At 63.6% G+C, this 16,166-nt stretch carries 14 protein-coding genes; 9 read left to right on the forward strand and 5 right to left on the reverse strand.

Annotation, left to right across the window (positions count from 1 at the left end; genetic code table 11):
• Positions 1-67: 67 nt before the first annotated feature.
• Together EN984_RS00360 and EN984_RS00365 are read right to left on the reverse strand one after the other, a co-directional pair.
• The gene (locus EN984_RS00360; RefSeq protein WP_127269924.1) at positions 68-1,126 is read right to left on the reverse strand and encodes a glycerophosphodiester phosphodiesterase family protein; all 1,059 of its coding nucleotides are present in this window, start codon (positions 1,124-1,126) and stop codon (positions 68-70) included.
• 97 nt (positions 1,127-1,223) lie between these two features.
• Positions 1,224-2,432, reverse strand: a complete 1,209-nt coding sequence (locus tag EN984_RS00365) for an acyltransferase (RefSeq protein ID WP_127269615.1) — start codon at positions 2,430-2,432, stop codon at positions 1,224-1,226.
• Positions 2,433-2,555: 123 nt separating this feature from the next.
• Between EN984_RS00365 and speB the strand changes: the two genes are divergently transcribed.
• Genes speB through EN984_RS00380 form a run of 3 tightly spaced genes read left to right on the forward strand, consistent with a single transcriptional unit; the run spans position 2,556 to position 5,359 of the window.
• Positions 2,556-3,563: an agmatinase gene (gene speB, locus EN984_RS00370; RefSeq protein WP_127269614.1), complete on the forward strand. Its 1,008-nt coding sequence runs from the start codon at positions 2,556-2,558 to the stop codon at positions 3,561-3,563.
• A 30-nt stretch (positions 3,564-3,593) separates the two neighbouring features.
• Complete coding sequence (gene argC / locus EN984_RS00375) at positions 3,594-4,520, forward strand: N-acetyl-gamma-glutamyl-phosphate reductase (protein WP_127269613.1); 927 nt, start codon at positions 3,594-3,596, stop codon at positions 4,518-4,520.
• Positions 4,517-5,359, forward strand: coding sequence for an aminoglycoside phosphotransferase family protein (locus EN984_RS00380; protein ID WP_206517161.1), 843 nt, complete (start codon positions 4,517-4,519; stop codon positions 5,357-5,359). Before argC ends, EN984_RS00380 begins: the two co-directional genes overlap by 4 nt.
• 26 nt (positions 5,360-5,385) lie before the next feature.
• Here EN984_RS00380 and EN984_RS00385 read toward each other — a convergent pair whose 3' ends face one another.
• Positions 5,386-6,477, reverse strand: coding sequence for a COX15/CtaA family protein (locus EN984_RS00385; RefSeq protein WP_127267071.1), 1,092 nt, complete (start codon positions 6,475-6,477; stop codon positions 5,386-5,388).
• Positions 6,478-6,675: 198 nt separating this feature from the next.
• Between EN984_RS00385 and EN984_RS00390 the strand changes: the two genes are divergently transcribed.
• Complete coding sequence (locus EN984_RS00390; RefSeq protein ID WP_013532215.1) at positions 6,676-6,891, forward strand: DUF2842 domain-containing protein; 216 nt, start codon at positions 6,676-6,678, stop codon at positions 6,889-6,891.
• Positions 6,892-6,906: 15 nt separating this feature from the next.
• Here the strand turns inward: EN984_RS00390 and EN984_RS00395 are convergent, their stop codons facing one another.
• Positions 6,907-7,965 carry a polysaccharide deacetylase family protein gene (locus EN984_RS00395; RefSeq protein ID WP_127267070.1) on the reverse strand — a complete coding sequence of 353 codons (1,059 nt, stop codon included), beginning with the start codon at positions 7,963-7,965 and terminating at the stop codon, positions 6,907-6,909.
• Between the two features lie 91 nt (positions 7,966-8,056).
• Between EN984_RS00395 and EN984_RS00400 the strand changes: the two genes are divergently transcribed.
• Together EN984_RS00400 and EN984_RS00405 are read left to right on the forward strand one after the other, a co-directional pair.
• Positions 8,057-9,280 (forward strand): GNAT family N-acetyltransferase, encoded by a 1,224-nt coding sequence (locus EN984_RS00400; protein ID WP_127267069.1) that lies wholly within the window; start codon positions 8,057-8,059, stop codon positions 9,278-9,280.
• 4 nt (positions 9,281-9,284) lie between these two features.
• On the forward strand, positions 9,285-10,121 hold the full coding sequence (locus tag EN984_RS00405; RefSeq protein ID WP_127267068.1) for a GNAT family N-acetyltransferase: 837 nt from the start codon (positions 9,285-9,287) through the stop codon (positions 10,119-10,121).
• A gap of 46 nt (positions 10,122-10,167) precedes the next feature.
• Here the strand turns inward: EN984_RS00405 and EN984_RS00410 are convergent, their stop codons facing one another.
• The gene (locus EN984_RS00410) at positions 10,168-12,432 is read right to left on the reverse strand and encodes an exopolysaccharide transport family protein (protein WP_127267067.1); all 2,265 of its coding nucleotides are present in this window, start codon (positions 12,430-12,432) and stop codon (positions 10,168-10,170) included.
• A 260-nt stretch (positions 12,433-12,692) separates the two neighbouring features.
• On the opposite strand from EN984_RS00410, the gene EN984_RS00415 reads away from it, so the two are divergent.
• From EN984_RS00415 to EN984_RS00425, 3 genes are all read left to right on the forward strand, one after another.
• Positions 12,693-13,256 carry a polysaccharide biosynthesis/export family protein gene (locus EN984_RS00415; protein ID WP_013532220.1) on the forward strand — a complete coding sequence of 188 codons (564 nt, stop codon included), beginning with the start codon at positions 12,693-12,695 and terminating at the stop codon, positions 13,254-13,256.
• Between the two features lie 10 nt (positions 13,257-13,266).
• Positions 13,267-14,397, forward strand: coding sequence for a glycosyltransferase family 4 protein (locus tag EN984_RS00420; protein ID WP_127267066.1), 1,131 nt, complete (start codon positions 13,267-13,269; stop codon positions 14,395-14,397).
• Between the two features lie 94 nt (positions 14,398-14,491).
• Entirely contained in the window at positions 14,492-16,027 is a 1,536-nt protein-coding gene (locus EN984_RS00425; protein ID WP_127267065.1) for an undecaprenyl-phosphate glucose phosphotransferase, read from the forward strand.
• Positions 16,028-16,166 lie beyond the last annotated feature (139 nt).

Consider the following 16,166-nt stretch of genomic DNA (forward strand, 5'->3'; position numbering starts at 1 on the left):
CGACCCCCTCTGGCCTGCCGGCCATCTCCCCCTCAAGGGGGGAGATCGCTGTTCCAGCGGCGAGCCTCTAGTTGATACTCGCCGTATTCGCCGGCTCGGCCGGCCGCGCCTCATTGGCATAAGGCACGCGAAAACCATTCGCCGTCAGCCATACGATGGCTGCCTTCGGCTCGTCCGTCTGGATGATTGTGGCGCCGCGATCGGCCCAAAAACCCCAGACTTCGCGCGGCAGGCTGGCCTGCACCGCCAGTTCGTCGCCGCGGCCGCCGGCAAGGAAGCCGCCCGGCTTGTTGGCGATGGCGTAGGTGTCGGCCCAGATGTGCCAGTTGCCCCTGACCGCGGCCGCGCGCATGCGCATGCTGAACAACGGTCCGCCGGTCTCGGTCAGCGTCTCGGCGCCTGCCCGCCAGTTGATCAGCTCGATTGCGCGCGGCGAAAAGGCATGGCCGACCGTCCGGGCGAAGCCGGCATCACGCACCGCATCATCGGCGATGATCGGCATGAACTGGAAGCCGCCGCCGATAGCGGTCATTGCCGCCTGGACCGTGGTGATCCGGTTCTGGTTCCACAAATTCTCCTTGACGATAACCTGCTCGGCCATGCCGAGATCGCGAGCCACCGCGATCATGCCCGAGAGGTCGCCGACGTCGAGCTTGTTGTCGAGGTTGATGAGGATCCTGTCCCTGGTCGCCATCAGCATCTCGCGCAGCGTCGAGACTGTTTCACCCGTCACCGCACCGGTGCCTTCGACCACCAGCCTGCAGGTCTTCAGTTCGGCCAGGGTGTATTTGACCACCTCGCCCTTGCAGGTGGTGGTGCGGTCGAGCCAGCTGTCATGCATGACGACGAACTCACCGTCCTTCGAGCGCCTGATATCGACCTCGACGATTTCTGCGCCCATGGCGATCGACCCCTCCACGGCGGCAATCGAATTTTCCGCGTAGAGCGTCTTGCCCGCCTGCATGCTGCCGGCGCGATGCGCGGCCACCATGACGTGGTCGCGCCACTGGTTGGCGTGCTCGAAGCGGTCAAGAATCTGCCTGGCGCGGGTCTCGCCGGCCAATGACTGGTCAGAAAAGGCCACAAGTGCCGAGGAAAACAGAAGGCTCAGCCAGATGGTCCGCATCGAGAATCGCTCCTTGCCGGATCGAGATCGGGATAGGCGACCCTCGTGACATCCAGGTGAACGAAGCCGGCTAGCGGTTGTTCGCGGGGAGTGCGCGTCAGATGCGTTTCGAGAGCCGGCGGAACCACGCCATGGCCGGCATCTCGACAAAACGCCAGGTGATCCAGGAGGCGGCAATGGTGGCCGCGAGCATGACGACGATCGCCAATGCTCCCGTCCAGCCGGCGCCGAAGCCGGTGGCAGGCTGGCCGCGCAGCATGAAATCGCCCATCAGGCCGAGGCCGAGCTTGCGCTCGACGAGCCCGGCGATGTTGATCAGGCGCGCCTGGACGAAAATGTGGACCATGTAGATCGAGTAGGACAGCGCGCCGAGCGTCAACATGAACGGGGTTCTCAGCAAGACGCTGATCCAGCCGCCCTCATGGGCGAACAGGAACAGCGCCAGCGCGAACACCAGGGGTGCCGCGATGCCGAAATCATTGCCGCCCGCCAGCGAGACGAAAAGCACGATGACGGTCACCATGACGATTTCGGCAAGGGTCCAGTCCATCCGCGGGCCGCTCCTGGCGAGGGCCTGTCGCGCCCCTGCAATGGAATCATGCTGAAACCAGGCCAGCAAGGCGCCGAGCGAGAAGCCGTACAGGCAACGGATGAAGCCGAAATCGAAGGACACATCCATATGATGATTCGAGAAGCCGAGCAGGAACAGCGGCGCGGTGACGGCGGCGGCGACGAACCATATCCAGGCGCGCGCACCGGCGACGAAGACCACGCCGGCAAACAGGAGATAGGCGAAGAACTCGGCCGAAATGCTCCAGCTTGGCGCATTCCAGGTCAATTGATCCTCGAAACCGACACCCTGGAGCAGAAGAAGATTGGCAAGCAGGCTGCCGAGGTCGAAGCCTCCGCTGAAGGGGGCAGCCCCGGTGCCGTGCAATTGCGGCAGCATCAGCCGCAGCAACTCGAAGCCGGCGAAGGCGGCAAGCATGAGCAGATGCAGCGGGTAGATGCGGCCGAAACGGACCAGTGCGAAGCGCGCGACCTGTTCCGGCTGGTTCAGCCGATCGCCGTAGCTGCTGGCGATGACGAAACCGGAAAGGACGAAGAAAAAATCGACGAACAGGTAGGACGAACCGATGAAGGCGCTTTGCGAAATCGTCGAACCGGTCGGGAAGTGAAACAGCGCCACCAGAAGCGCGCAGATGCCACGCCACGAATCGAGGACCAGGAAGCGTTCACCGGCGACCGTGCCGGTGCGGGTCGACGCCGCGGCACGGGTGGGGTTGAGAAACGCGGTCTGCGTCATGATGATACAATCCTGTCTTGCCGTGGCACTCGGGCAGCGCCATTCCGTCTCGCCAAGCTGTGACTGGCATCTTCCGTGCCGGTTCTGTAGTTGTTGCAACCCGATGAAAAACGAGGATCCGTAATGGCGAACAACAACATCGACAACGCCTTCACCGCCCGTTCCAAAACGGGCGCCGCGTTCGAGCCGACCTACTCCGGCGCGCTGTCGTTCATGCGGCGCAAATACACCAAGGACGTGAAGGGCGCGGATGCTGTGGTGTGGGGTATTCCCTTCGATGCCGCCGTCACCAACCGGCCCGGCGCCCGCTTCGGGCCGCAGGCGATCCGCCGCGCCTCGGCGATCCTCGATAACGACCCGCAATATCCGTTCTCACGCGATTTGTTCGAGCATCTGGCGGTGGTCGACTATGGCGATTGCCTGCTCGATTCGGGCAATCACCAGAAGACACCCGGCACGATCGAACGTGAAGCGGCCAAGATCCTGAAGTCCGGCGCCTTCCTGCTGACGCTCGGCGGCGATCATTTCGTCACCTGGCCGCTGCTCAAGGCGCATGCCGCCGTCCATGGTCCGCTCGCCTTGGTGCAGTTCGACGCCCATCAGGACACCTGGCCGGACGACGGCAAGCGCATCGACCACGGATCCTTCGTCGGCCGTGCCGTCAAGGAAGGCATCATCGACCCCGACCGCTCGATCCAGATCGGCATCCGCACCCATGCACCCGACACGTTCGGCATCAAGATCCTCCATGGCCATGAAATCGAGGAGATGCGGGCGTCCGATATCGCCTACGCCATCGTCGACCGCACCGGCGGCAAGAAGACCTACCTCACCTTCGACATCGACTGCCTCGATCCGGCCTACGCGCCTGGCACAGGCACGCCAGTTGCCGGCGGGCCGTCCTCGGCGAAGATCCTGTCGACGCTGCGCCAACTCAACCAGATCGATATTGTCGGTGCCGACATCGTAGAGGTTGCGCCGGCCTATGATCACGCCGATATAACGGCGATCGCCGGCTCGATGGTGGCCATGCAATATCTCGGCCTGCTGGCTGAGCGAAAGGCCCGGCTTGAAGAGTTGAACAACGGCAACCACAATGGTGCCGCAGTGATTCAAGGTCAGGGCATATAATCTTGAAATATCAGGGAATTTGATCAACCCATGAAACCGAAAATCTTCATCGACGGCGAACACGGCACCACCGGCCTGCAGATCAGGGCGCTGCTTGCCGAGCGCAGTGATCTGGAGATCATGTCCATCCCGACCGAACGCCGCAAGGAAACGGCGGCGCGCGCCGAGTTTCTCAACGCCGCCGATGTCGCGATCCTGTGCCTCCCTGACGACGCGGCGAAGGAAAGCGTCTCGCTGATCGCCAACGACACCACCAAGGTCATCGATGCGTCGACCGCGCATCGCGTGGCGGAAGGCTGGGCGTATGGTTTCGCCGAGATGGACAAGGACCAGGCAAAGGCGATCGCCTCGGCAAAACGCGTCGCCAACCCAGGCTGCTGGCCGCAGGGACCGATCGCCACGCTACGGCCGCTGGTCACGTCAGGCCTGCTGCCGGCGGATTTCCCGATCACCGTCAACGGCATTTCGGGCTATTCGGGCGGCGGACGGCCGATGATCGAGGACTATGTCGCCAAGGGCGAGGAAGCCTCGGAATTCCTGCCCTACGGCCTCACGCTTCAGCACAAGCACGTGCCGGAATTGAGGGCCTATGCCAGGCTGTCGCATGATCCGATCATGCAGCCGGCGGTCGGCAATTTCGCGCAAGGCATGATCACCGTCGTGCCGTTGCAGCTTGGCGGCCTCGACCATGTGCCGACCGGTGCGGAGCTGCATGCGGCGATTGCCGACCATTTCGCCGCCATCAAGGGCGGCGTGGTCGAAGTGGCGCCCTATGCGCATTCGGAGCGCATGCCGGAGATCAATCCCGAGGTCTACAACGGCACCAACCGGATGAAGGTCTATGTCTTTGCCAATGACAAACGGGCGCAGGCCCTGCTGCTGGCGGTCTATGACAATCTTGGCAAGGGTGCCTCCGGTGCCGCCGTGCAGAACATGGACCTGATGCTCGGCCTCTGATGGACACGCCAGCCTTTCCGGCGCGCTGGAAAGTCAGCGCGCCCGAACTCATTGCCGAGACCTTTTCGAGCCGCATCTGGAAGGTTTTGCGCGAAGACGGGTCGCCGGCGATCGTCAAGGCGCTCAAGCCTTTCGACGATGTCGCCGACGAGTTGCGCGGCGAGCATTATCTCGCCTGGCGGAGCGGCGAAGGCGCGGTGCGTCTGCTCGGCCGCGACGGCCACAGCATGCTGCTCGAATACGCCGGTGAAACGCTGCTTCAGCAGGTTCTCGAAGAACAGGGCGACTTTGCCGCGACCGTAATCGCGGCCGAGGTGATGGCGAAACTGTTTTCACAGGGGAAAGACCCCTTCCCGCCCGAACTTCAGCCACTGAGGGAACGGTTCGCCAGCCTGTTCAACAAGGCAAATGCCGATCGCGACGCCGGCCATGAGAGCCTCTATGTCGAGGCCGCCACTATTGCCGACCGGCTGCTGGCCGATCCGCACGATATCAGGCCACTGCATGGCGACCTGCATCACGAGAACATCCTGCACGGACGGCGCGGCTGGCTGGCTATCGATCCGAAGGGCGTGCTCGGCGATCCCGGCTTCGATGCGGCGAACATGTTCTACAACCCGCTCGAGCGGGACGATCTCTGCCTCGACCCCGAGCGGATCGCTGGTATGGCCGGGATTTTTGCCAAAACGCTGGGCCAGACACCACCCGCCATCCTTGATCATGCCATCGCCTATGGTTGCCTCTCGGCGTCATGGCATCATGAGGACGACAATGCGGTCGAGGAGAACCGCGAATTGTCGGTCGTCAAGGCGATCCGGGCGGTACGGGCAAGCTTCTGATCCGGACCCGGTAGATCAGCTCAAGATCAGCCCCTGAGCGCTATTCCCGCCGGCAAGGGACAAGCACCCTTGGTGCCGCGCCAATGGGCGGCTGCAAACCCCAGGACGACGAGCGCAAATCCCTGATGGGTCAGCGCCAAATGCAGCGGCACATGCATCAGCAGCGTGCCGATACCGATCGAAGCTTGGACCAGCACCAGTAGAAACAGCAGCGTCGCGCGCCGCGCATGCGTTGTTTCAGGCAGCCGCCGGCGCGTGGCGATCATGTGCCACAAGGCCACGACGAAAACCGTGTAGGCGCCAAGCCGATGGACGAACTGCACCGTCTTCGGGCTCTCGAAGAAGTTGCGCCATGCCGGCTCGAGGATCAGCAGATCGCCAGGGATGATCTTGCCGTCCATCAACGGCCAGGTGTTGTAGCTCAGGCCCGCATCGAGCCCGGCTACCAGGCCGCCGAGATAGATCTGGATCAGCGCCAGCAGCACGATGAAGCCGGCCAGCCTCTGCGTCGACCGATCGGCGGCGGGTTCGGAATGCGGCGCCAATCCTCGCGCGACCACCATGGTGGCGGTGAAGATCAGCGCGGCGAGTGTCAAGTGGGTCGCCAGCCGGTACTGGCTGACGGAGACCCGGTCGACCAATCCTGAAGCCACCATCCACCAGCCGATGGCGCCTTGCAGGCCGCCGAGCAGGAGAATGCCCACCAGCTTCGCTCCCAGGCCGCGCTCGATGCGGCGCGTCGCCCAGAAGAACAGCAGCGGCAGGGCAAAGACCAGGCCGACGCTGCGCGCCAGGATGCGGTGCGCCCATTCCCACCAGAAGATCGACTTGAACGCCTCGATGCTCATGCCCTTGTTGAGCTCGGCATATTGCGGGATCTGCTGATAGAGCTGGAATTCCTCTTGCCACTCGGCATCGTTGAGCGGCGGGATCACGCCGTGGATCGGCTTCCACTGCGTAATCGACAGGCCGGAATCGGTGAGCCTGGTGGCGCCGCCGACCAGCACCAGCGCAAACAGCACCAGAAGCACCACATAGAGCCAGCCGCGCAGCAGCGCCCGGTTATGCAGGTCGCGGTCGCGGGCGACGTATGGCGCGGCAGCTGATATGGCAGCCATGATCTTGTCCCGGCAGGTTGATTTGGCGGATTGGTGGACCATCGCACCCGTGCTGGCAAGACCATACGGCGCGGCACGCCGTCGCGCCGCGTCTCACCGGTTGCACAGTCTCGCCTCAAGGCCTATGCGAGGCCGATACCCCATGAGCCTGCCAGGCCTCTTGTGCGAATTCCGGCATGCTCGATCAGGAGACCAGCCATGCCCCTGCGCCTGAAAAAGCTGATCGGAATGTTTCTGCTGGTGGCGCTGGTCATCATCTATGCGCTGGTCGCATCGATCTTCGCGGTCGCCCGGCTGTCGGAGTCGGGTCCGTGGGTGCATTTCCTGTTCTTCCTGCTCAGCGGCCTGCTGTGGGTGCTGCCGGCGATGGGCATCATCAAATGGTTGATGCTGGAGCCGAGGGCCAAGCGCTAGGCGAAACCGCCAGCGTTAGATGGTGACAACCATCTTGCCGGCGTTGGCGAGCGGCGTCGTCACGCCCGACAGCATGGTGCGGATGTGGGCGAGGCTCTGGTAGCGGCCGTTGACGGAAATGCGCGGCAAGGCGTGCAGGAACCCGGCATGCTCGGCGCGCAGCACGCCGTGGCGCGTCGTCACGGCGGAGATATAGCCTGCATCGCGGGCAAAACCCACTTCGCGGCAGCCGACAGCGCTGGCATAGCCATAGGGATAAGCGAAATGGCGGGGCATTTCGCCCAGTTCGGCCTGCAACATGGCGCGCACGGCGCCAACCTCGTGCCGGGCATCGGCTTCGGAGAGCCGCTTCAGATTGCTGTGGTTGATCGTATGGGCGCCGATCGTCACCAGCGGATGCGCGGCGATGCGACGGATTTCATCCCAGCTCATCAATGTGCGCAAGCGTGGGCCGTCGGCGTCGATGCCGTTTGCGCGAGCCAGGTCACGCAACACGGCCTGCAGGTCCTCCTCGCGGATTTCCGAGGTGAGATAGGCGTGCAGGCGTGCATTGGCCTGCAGCTTCTTCGCGGGGGTCGAGCAATCGATCGCCAGCGGACCATTCGGCCGCGTCAGCGTCAAGGTATCGCGCGCGTTGACGATGTCCTCGACAACGTCCCACCACAGGTCTGCTGTGCCGTTGATCAGCCCGGGTGCGACATAGATGGTGATCGGCGCGCCATGCTTCTCCAACACCGGCAGCGCCTCGACCATGTTGTCGCGATAGGCGTCGTCGGCGGTGATGGTGGCAAACTGACCGCCCTTGCCGCCTGCCTTGATGCGCTCAACGGCTTCGTCCATGGAGACGAAGGCATAGCCATGCGCCTTCATGTCGGCGATCATGGCGTCAAGGAAGCCGGGCGCGATATTCAGATGCCGGTTGACGCTGTCCGGCTTTTCCGGCGTCGCGGTAACACGGTGCAGCATCAGGATGGCGCCGATGCCGCCGATGAACGGCTTGGCCAGCGGTGCAAGGCCGGTATAGCGGGCGACGTTCAGCGCCAGTTTCCGGATTGCCTCCCCGCCGTCGATCATTCATTCACCTTTTGCGCCTAGGCTGATCCAAGCACGGAATGCGCCTATGCGAACCCCCAAATCGCGATCAATACGTCCTAAGGATTGAGGTATGGTTGACGCAACCGCGTCATTTGACGGCAATCGGCTTGCGGCGACCGAGGCATCGTCGCGCGCCTTGCCACGGGACCATGCCGGCCTGTCGATTTCAGTGGCGTCCACGGACGGACTCGCGGCCTATGCCGAGTTCTGCCGCTCGGCCCTGTTTGGGCCGGCGCAGAGTGCTGCCTGGGTCCAGAACTGGGCGACCGAGACACGACCGGACCTGCTCGTCGCGACGCTGAGTGCCGAGGGCAAACCGGTTTTCTCGCTGGCGCTGGAGGTTGCCGCCAGGGGGCCGTTCCGGATCGCCCGCTTCATGGGTGGGCGCCACGCCAACGGCAACTTCGTCGCCGCGGACCCGAACTGGCTGGCCAAAGCGGATATACCGGCCCTCCGATCGGTGCTGGCGGCCATCGCCAAGGCACGCCCGGACATCGATCTGGTCGCGCTCGAGCGGTTGCTGCCCGATCTCGACGGCGTCGCCAATCCGCTCGCATCGCTTGAGCATTTTTCCAGCCCCAACCTGTCGCTGGCCGTCGATCTCGCCGGCGGCTTCGATGCGCTGCTTTCCCGCGCCAGCGGCAAACGCAAACGCAAGAAGCACCGGTCGCAGATCCGGAAATTCGAGGCCGTAGGCAGCTATCGGCGCATCGGGGCCCGCACCCCCGACGAGGTGGGCAGGCTGCTCGACGCCTTCTTCGAGATGAAGGAACTCCGCTTCCGCAAGATGGGCATCGCCAATGTTTTTGGCGACGCACAGGTACGCGGCTTCTTCCGCGCGCTGTTCATGCAGGCGCTTGCCGAGGACAGGCCTTCCTTCGTGCTGCACGGGCTCGAGGTTGCCGGCAAGCTGCGCGCCATCACCGGTTCAAGCCGCTTGGGCAAACGCCTGATCTGCGAATTCGGAGCGATCGCCGAGGACGATCTTGGGCACGCCAGCCCCGGCGACTTCCTGTTCTTCGACAACATCCAGGAAGCCTGCGAGACCGGTTTCGAGGTCTATGACTTTTCGGTCGGAGATGAGCCTTACAAGCGGCTGTGGTGCGATATCGAAACGCGGCATTTCGAAGTGCTGGTCCCCTTGACCGTGAAGGGCCGCATGCTGGCGCTGACGCTTCGGCAAGGCGCACGGCTGAAGGCCTTCGTCAAGAACAGCCCGACGATCTGGAAGCTGACCAAAGTGCTGCGCCGCAAAGCCGCCGGCCAGGCAGCGCCCGCGGAAGAAGATAGCTGACGCCATGAAGCCGATCATCCGCACACTGTCCCTGCAGGAACTGGCGCTTCTCGTCGACTGGGCGGCCGCGGAAGGCTGGAACCCAGGTCATGAAGACCCGGCGATGTTCCAGGCCGCGGACCCCGAAGGCTTCATCGGCGCCTTTGTCGGCGACGACATGGTCGCGGCAATTTCGGCCGTGGCCTATGGAAGCGAATTCGGTTTCATCGGCCTCTACATCTGCCGGCCTGACATGCGCGGCATGAGCTACGGCAAGGCCGTGTGGGACGCCGGCATGAAAAGGCTCTCGGGCCGGACTGTCGGCCTCGACGGCGTCGCCGAGCAGCAGGCCAATTACCGGCGCAAGGGCTTCGCGCCGGCCTATGAGACCATCCGCTTCACCGGGCGCATGGCAGGCCAGCCGGTCAGGGCCGATGGGTTGCGGATGATTACGACGCAGCTCCTGTCCGGCATCGTCGCCTATGACGCCCATTGCTTTCCGGCGCCCCGAGGCACCTTTCTGAAGCGATGGCTGCAGGAGCCGCATCATGGGCTAGCGGCGATCGGTTCGCGCGGCGTGACCGGTTTTGGCGTGGCGCGCCGCTGTCGATCCGGCTTCAAGATCGGCCCGCTGTTTGCCGACGACACGGAGATCGCTTTGCAACTCCTGGAGGGGCTGGCCGGTGCCTGCGAGGGCGGCGAGCTGCACATCGACGTCCCCGCCGATAACGCCGGCTTCATAACTGCGCTCGATGCGGCCGGCTTTGCGCCGACCTTCACCACCACGCGCATGTACAAGGGGCCTGCCCCGGAATTGGACCTGCGAAGGGTGTTCGGCGTAACGACGCTTGAACTGGGATAGATCGGGCGAACCGCAGAACGGCCCCGCCGGCGATCCGGGGCTCCCCTCAGGCAGCGGCAGTGCGCCTTCTCGGCACCGGATTGCCGGGCGGTTCGTGGCCGAGCGGCGTCACCAGCGTCAGGTCGGGGTAGCCGTTCTCGATCAGCTTGACCGCAGCCTGCGTCACCTCATCGTCGGCCTCCAGCATGGAGAGAAAGACCTCGGTGGCATCGCCGGTCAGGCGGCCGATGCCTTGTGCGTCGGCCGGTCCGCACTCGACCACGACCAGGTCGTAGGCTGTCGTCAGCGACTGCATGATGATCGGCAGCCGGTCGGCGGCACGCATGGCACGAACCGGATCGGCGGTTCCGACCGGGATGACGTGACAGTCCGAGTAGAGATCGGCATGGATGACGTCACTGAACTGCGCTTCCGAAGCGAGCAGGTTGGTGATGCCGGGGAAAAGCCCGCTGTCCAGCATCGGCCGCGAGGCGGCCCCCGACGCGGTGAGGTCCAGCAACAGCACGCGCAGCCCGGCGTCGGCGACCTCGCGCGCCACCAGGATCGCGGATGCAGCCGCCTCGTCGCCTTCCGGCGAGACGAATATGGCGCGCGCCGCACCGCTGGAGATCAGCTTTTCGGCAGCCTTCTCGATATCGATCTCGCCCAGGGTGGAACGCGCCGGTTCGGGCTCGACAGCCGTCTGCTCTGTCGCCGTCGTATCGGGCATTGCGACCACATCCGGTGCCTCGGCCATGGCCGGCATCGCGGCGGCATAGGGCTCCGCTTCATCCGCACGTTCAGGCAGCTCCTGGCCAACCAAGGAGTCCTGCAGGACGGCAGGCTCGTGGCGGACAAATGGCTTGGCGACCGGCGCCTGCGCCACATGGGGCATCGCGACCTCATCGATCCGTTCAAAACGGGAACCGCTCGCCGGTCGCATCGCGCGACCTGAAAACAGCTCCCGCAGAAGCGTCACGATGGCCATGATCAGCAGCGATGCGGCGAAAGCCGCGCCGACGATCGGCCCGACCTTCGGGAAGTAGGCCTCGGAGGGAACCGAAGCCTTCGAGGCGATCCGCGCGTCGACCGGCAGATAGTTGCGATCCTGGCGCGAAGCGGCTTCGCGGTAGTTGGTCAGGTACAGTTCGAGTTGCTGTCGCTTGGCGGTCGCGTCGCGCTGCAGTGCGTCGAGATCGACCTGTTGTTCGCCGGCCTGCGCCGAAGCGGCTTTCAATGTGTTGACGTCGGCGACAAGCTGGTTCTCGCGGGCCTTTGCCGTCTCGGCCTGCATCAACAGGCCTTTCATGATCTTCTGGGCCTCGCTGCGAATCTGTGCGTCGAGATCGGACAGTTGCGATTTCAGCGCGCGAATGCGCGGATGATTGCCAAGCAGGGTCGTCGACAGATCGGCGATGTTGGAGCGCAATTCGACCTGTCGCTCACGCAAGCGCTGGATCAGGTCCGACGACAGAACCTCCGGCACGGCATCCAGCGAACCGCCATTCTGCAGCGCCCTGCGCACACCGTCGGCGGTCGCTTCGGCCGCGGCGCGGTTGGCGCGCACTTTCGACAGTTCGCTCGACAGTTCCGAAAGCTGCTGGGTGGCCAGCACCGAATTGTTGCCACCCATCAGGAGATCGGACTGGGCGCGATAGGCGGCGACCTTCGCCTCGGCATCCTTGACCTGCCGCTGCAGGTCGGCGATCTCGGGCGCCAGGAAGTCTGCCGCGGCGCTGTTCGATTCGAGCTTGGCCGCCCCTTGCCCCGCTATATAGGCGGCGGCGATGGCGTCCGGTACGGCGGCCGCGAGCTTGGGATCTTCCGATGAGAACTCGACGGCAATGATGCGGGTCTTCTCGACGCCATAGACGTTGAGCTTCTCGTGCATTTTCTTGAGCACGCGCTCTTCCGTCGGAATTTCCATCGGGTCGCTTTTCAGCCCGACCAGGACCAGAGCGCGGCTCACCGCCGACATGTCGAGCGCTTCATTGAACTCGGGCAGTTTTTCCAGACCAAGCTTTTGCGAGACCTGCTTGAGGATTTCGTTGGAGGAAATGATCTGGACCTGGGTGGCGACGCCCTGTTCGTCGAGAATAGGCTTGTCGGTGTCATTGTTGTTGCTGGCCGGCCGCGTGTAGATGGATTCGCGCGGCGCGATCTCCACCTGCGTCTCGGCCTTGTAGTGCCGGGTTGCCAGCGAGGCGAAAGCGAAGGCCAGCCCGGTTGCCAACAGGACGACGAGGACTATACGCAGCCAGTTCCTCGCCAGACTGGCGAAGAGCTGCCTGAGATCGACATCGACATCTGCGGCCGCGGACTGAACGGACATGCATCCCTACTCCGATACTGGGTCAGCACGCACCGTAAACAACTATGGTAACTCAGCCGTTAAGATCGTGGTAAGTTTCCGTTAGGGTTTACTGGCGGGCGGCAAACAAAACCGCCAAGAATCACAAAAACTCTTGCCGATGCGCCACGTGTCGGCCGCTCCCTTTACCGGCCATTAACCCTAACAGGATGATAACGGGCCTCGATCCCTGATGTTTGCTGCGACGCCGCAGCGGCCCAGTCGAAGGTACTTGTCCGGTCATGAAAAGCACTGCTTCCCTGTTTCGCGCGCTGCTTGCCGTATCGATGCTGGCTGGCTGTTCCAGCTACCGGCCGACGCCGGCCGCCTTCCATGAGGTGCTCGATCAGCCCTACCGTCTTGGCGCCGGCGACCGCGTCCGCGTGACCGTGTTCGAGCAGGACGGGCTGACCAACACCTACAGTGTCGATCAATCCGGCTATCTCTCCTTCCCGCTTGTCGGCGCCATACCGGCGCGCGGCCACACCGCGCAGCAGATGGAAAAGGAGATCGCCGACAAATTGCGGCAAGGCTATCTGCGCGATCCCGACGTTTCGGTCGAGATCGACCGCTACCGGCCGATCTTCGTCATGGGCGAAGTGGGTGCCGCCGGCCAATATTCCTATGTTCCCGGCCTGACGGTGCAGAAGGCGATCGCCATTGCCGGCGGCTTTACGCCGCGCGCCAACCAGGAAAGCGTCGACATCACCCGCGACATCAACGGCAAGGTGATGACCGGCCGCGTGGTCACCTCCGACCCGCTGCTGCCGGGCGATACGGTCTACGTCCGCGAACGTCTGTTCTGACAGACACCACGTGGCGGACAGGCTCAGGATCGTCCATTGCTTTCGCTCACCCGTCGGAGGAATTTTCCGGCATGTGCGCGACCTGGCCGAGGCGCAGGTCGCCGCCGGGCATTCGGTCGGCATCGTCTGCGATTCGACGACGGGCGGCGCGTTCGAGGAACATTTGTTCGAGCAGATGAAGGGCATGCTGGCGCTCGGCATTCATCGCACGCCGATGCAGCGCCATGTCGGTCCCGGCGACCTTGCCTCGGCTTGGCGCACATACAGGATCATCAAGGAATTGCGGCCGGACGTACTGCATGGGCACGGCGCCAAGGGTGGCGCCTATGCCCGTCTGTTCGGCTCTTTGTTGCGGGTATCAAGGTCTCGCGTAGCCCGCCTTTATTCGCCGCATGGCGGCTCGCTCCACTATGACGAGAGCACGGTCATCGGAAAGCTGTTCTTCGCGCTCGAGCGCTTCATGGCTCGCTTCACCGACTATCTGCTGTTTGTCTCGGACTATGAGCGGCGGACCTATCGCCACAAGGTTGGCGAGCCGCCCATTCCCAACACCCTCGTCTATAACGGCCTGCGCGCCACTGAATTCGAGCCGGTGATCACCGAGCCGGACGCAGCCGACCTGCTTTATATCGGCATGATGCGCGACCTGAAGGGACCGGATATCTTCATCGACGCATTGGCCCTCGCCGGCCCACAGTTCGGCCGCGCACTGACCGCGGTGATGGTCGGCGACGGCGACGACCTTGCGCGTTACCACGGGCAAGTGAAACGCCTCGGGCTCGAGCGCCATGTCCGCTTCCTGCCGCCGATGCCGGCCAGGGAGGCCTTTGCCCTTGCCGCGCTTATCATCGTTCCCTCGCGCGCCGAAGCCATGCCCTATATCGTCCTGGAAACGCTTGCCGCGGGAAAGCCGATGATCGCAACCGCGGTCGGCGGCATCCCGGAGATATTCGACACCGGTTCCCCTGCCCTGATCCGACCTGACCCGATCGAGCTCGCCGACAGGATGAGCCAGGCGCTGGCCGACCCGGTCGCCTATCGCGACCTGATGCCCGATAGCGCCAACCTCAAGGCACGCTTCGGCGCCGATGTGATGGCCGCCGACATCGAGAAGGCCTATTTCGCCGCGCTCGACAGGTAGGCACAGGGCCAAGCCGTTCCAAAGCCATACGTTGTTTCAAGGGTTTCTTAGCTCTCTTTTGCTATGACCATGGGGAAGTTTGCGGAAAGCCCTCATGAACGAGATCGACCCCGCGCGCCGCTTTTCAGCAGAGGCGGTGCGTAAATTCGACGGCCCGGCCGACGGCGACACGCCAAGCGGCATGAACGATGTCGCCCGCCAGGTCGCCTCGCAATACCGGCGCGATACGATGTCGCCGATCATGGTCAGCGGTGTCCTGCGCATGGTCGAATTCGGCTTGCTGTTCCTGTCCGGGCTCGCCGTCTATTTCCACTATGTCGGTTTCTTCAACTATCTCGCCTGGCAATATCCGGTGACGATCGCAGCCGGCTCGTTCCTTGCCGTGGTGCTGCTCGACGTCACCGACTGCTACCAGATCGTCGCCCTGATGCGGCCCATCGCCAACTTCGGCCGCGTGCTGCTGGTCTGGGCCGGCACATTCGCCCTGATGGCGCTGACGGCATTCGTCATGAAGATGTCGCAGGACTATTCGCGCCTATTGTTCGGCAGTTGGTTCGTCATCGGCTTCGTTCTCATCTTCGGCCTCAGGCTGGTGATGTCGAAGCTGATCCGGGCCTGGGCGCGCGATGGCCGCATGGAGCGGCGCGCCGTCATCGTCGGCGGCGGCAAGGCGGCGGAAATCCTGATCCGCTCGGTCGAAAAGCAGCCCTACAACGATATCCGCATCTGCGGCATCTTCGACGATCGCGGCGACAAGCGCTCGCCGCCCATCGTCGCCGGCTACCCCAAGCTCGGCACCATTTCGGAACTGATCGAGTTCGCCCGCATCGCCCGCATCGACATGCTGATCGTATCGCTGCCGCTGACCGCCGAATCGCGGGTGCTGCAGCTGCTGAAGAAGCTGTGGGTGCTGCCGGTCGACATCCGGCTGTCGGCACATTCCAACGCGCTGCAGTTTCGCCCGCGCGCCTATTCCTACATCGGCGCGGTGCCGATGCTCGACATCTTCGACAAGCCGATCAACGACTGGGATTCGGTCGCCAAACGCGCCTTCGACATCGTCTTCAGCCTGATCGGCATCGTCGTGTTCTCGCCGGTCATGCTGGCGACCGCCATCGCCATCAAGCTCGACAGCAAGGGGCCGGTGCTGTTCCATCAGAAGCGGCACGGCTTCAACAACGAGATCATCGAGGTCTACAAGTTCCGTTCGATGTATACGGACAAGGCCGACCCGACCGCCAAGCAGACGGTGACCAAGAACGATCCTCGCGTCACCCGCGTCGGCCGCTTCATCCGCAAGACCTCGATCGACGAGCTGCCGCAGTTCTTCAACTCGCTGCTCGGTTCGCTGTCGCTGGTCGGCCCGCGTCCGCATGCCATCGCGGCGCAATCGCACAACCTGCTCTACAACGAGGTCGTCGACGGCTATTTCGCCCGCCACAAGGTCAAGCCCGGCGTCACAGGCTGGGCGCAGATCAATGGCTGGCGCGGCGAGATGGACACCAACGAGAAGATCCGCATGCGGACCGAGTATGATCTCTACTACATCGAGAACTGGTCGCTGCTGTTCGATTTGCGGATCCTGTTCCTGACGCCGCTCCGGCTGCTCAATACGGAAAACGCCTATTGAGTGCGATCAGCCATGATCTGCCGCGCGCGGCGGTCAACGCCAAGCTGGTCGCGCTGATTTCGTCGGGCGCGGTCTTCCTCGGCATTCTGCTGTCGGGCTTCGTCATCAGCGAGCCGGCGCCCTATGAGCTCTACATGGC

Origin of the sequence: Mesorhizobium sp. M7A.F.Ca.CA.004.12.1.1, assembly GCF_003997835.1 — a bacterium.
Classification (GTDB): domain Bacteria; phylum Pseudomonadota; class Alphaproteobacteria; order Rhizobiales; family Rhizobiaceae; genus Mesorhizobium.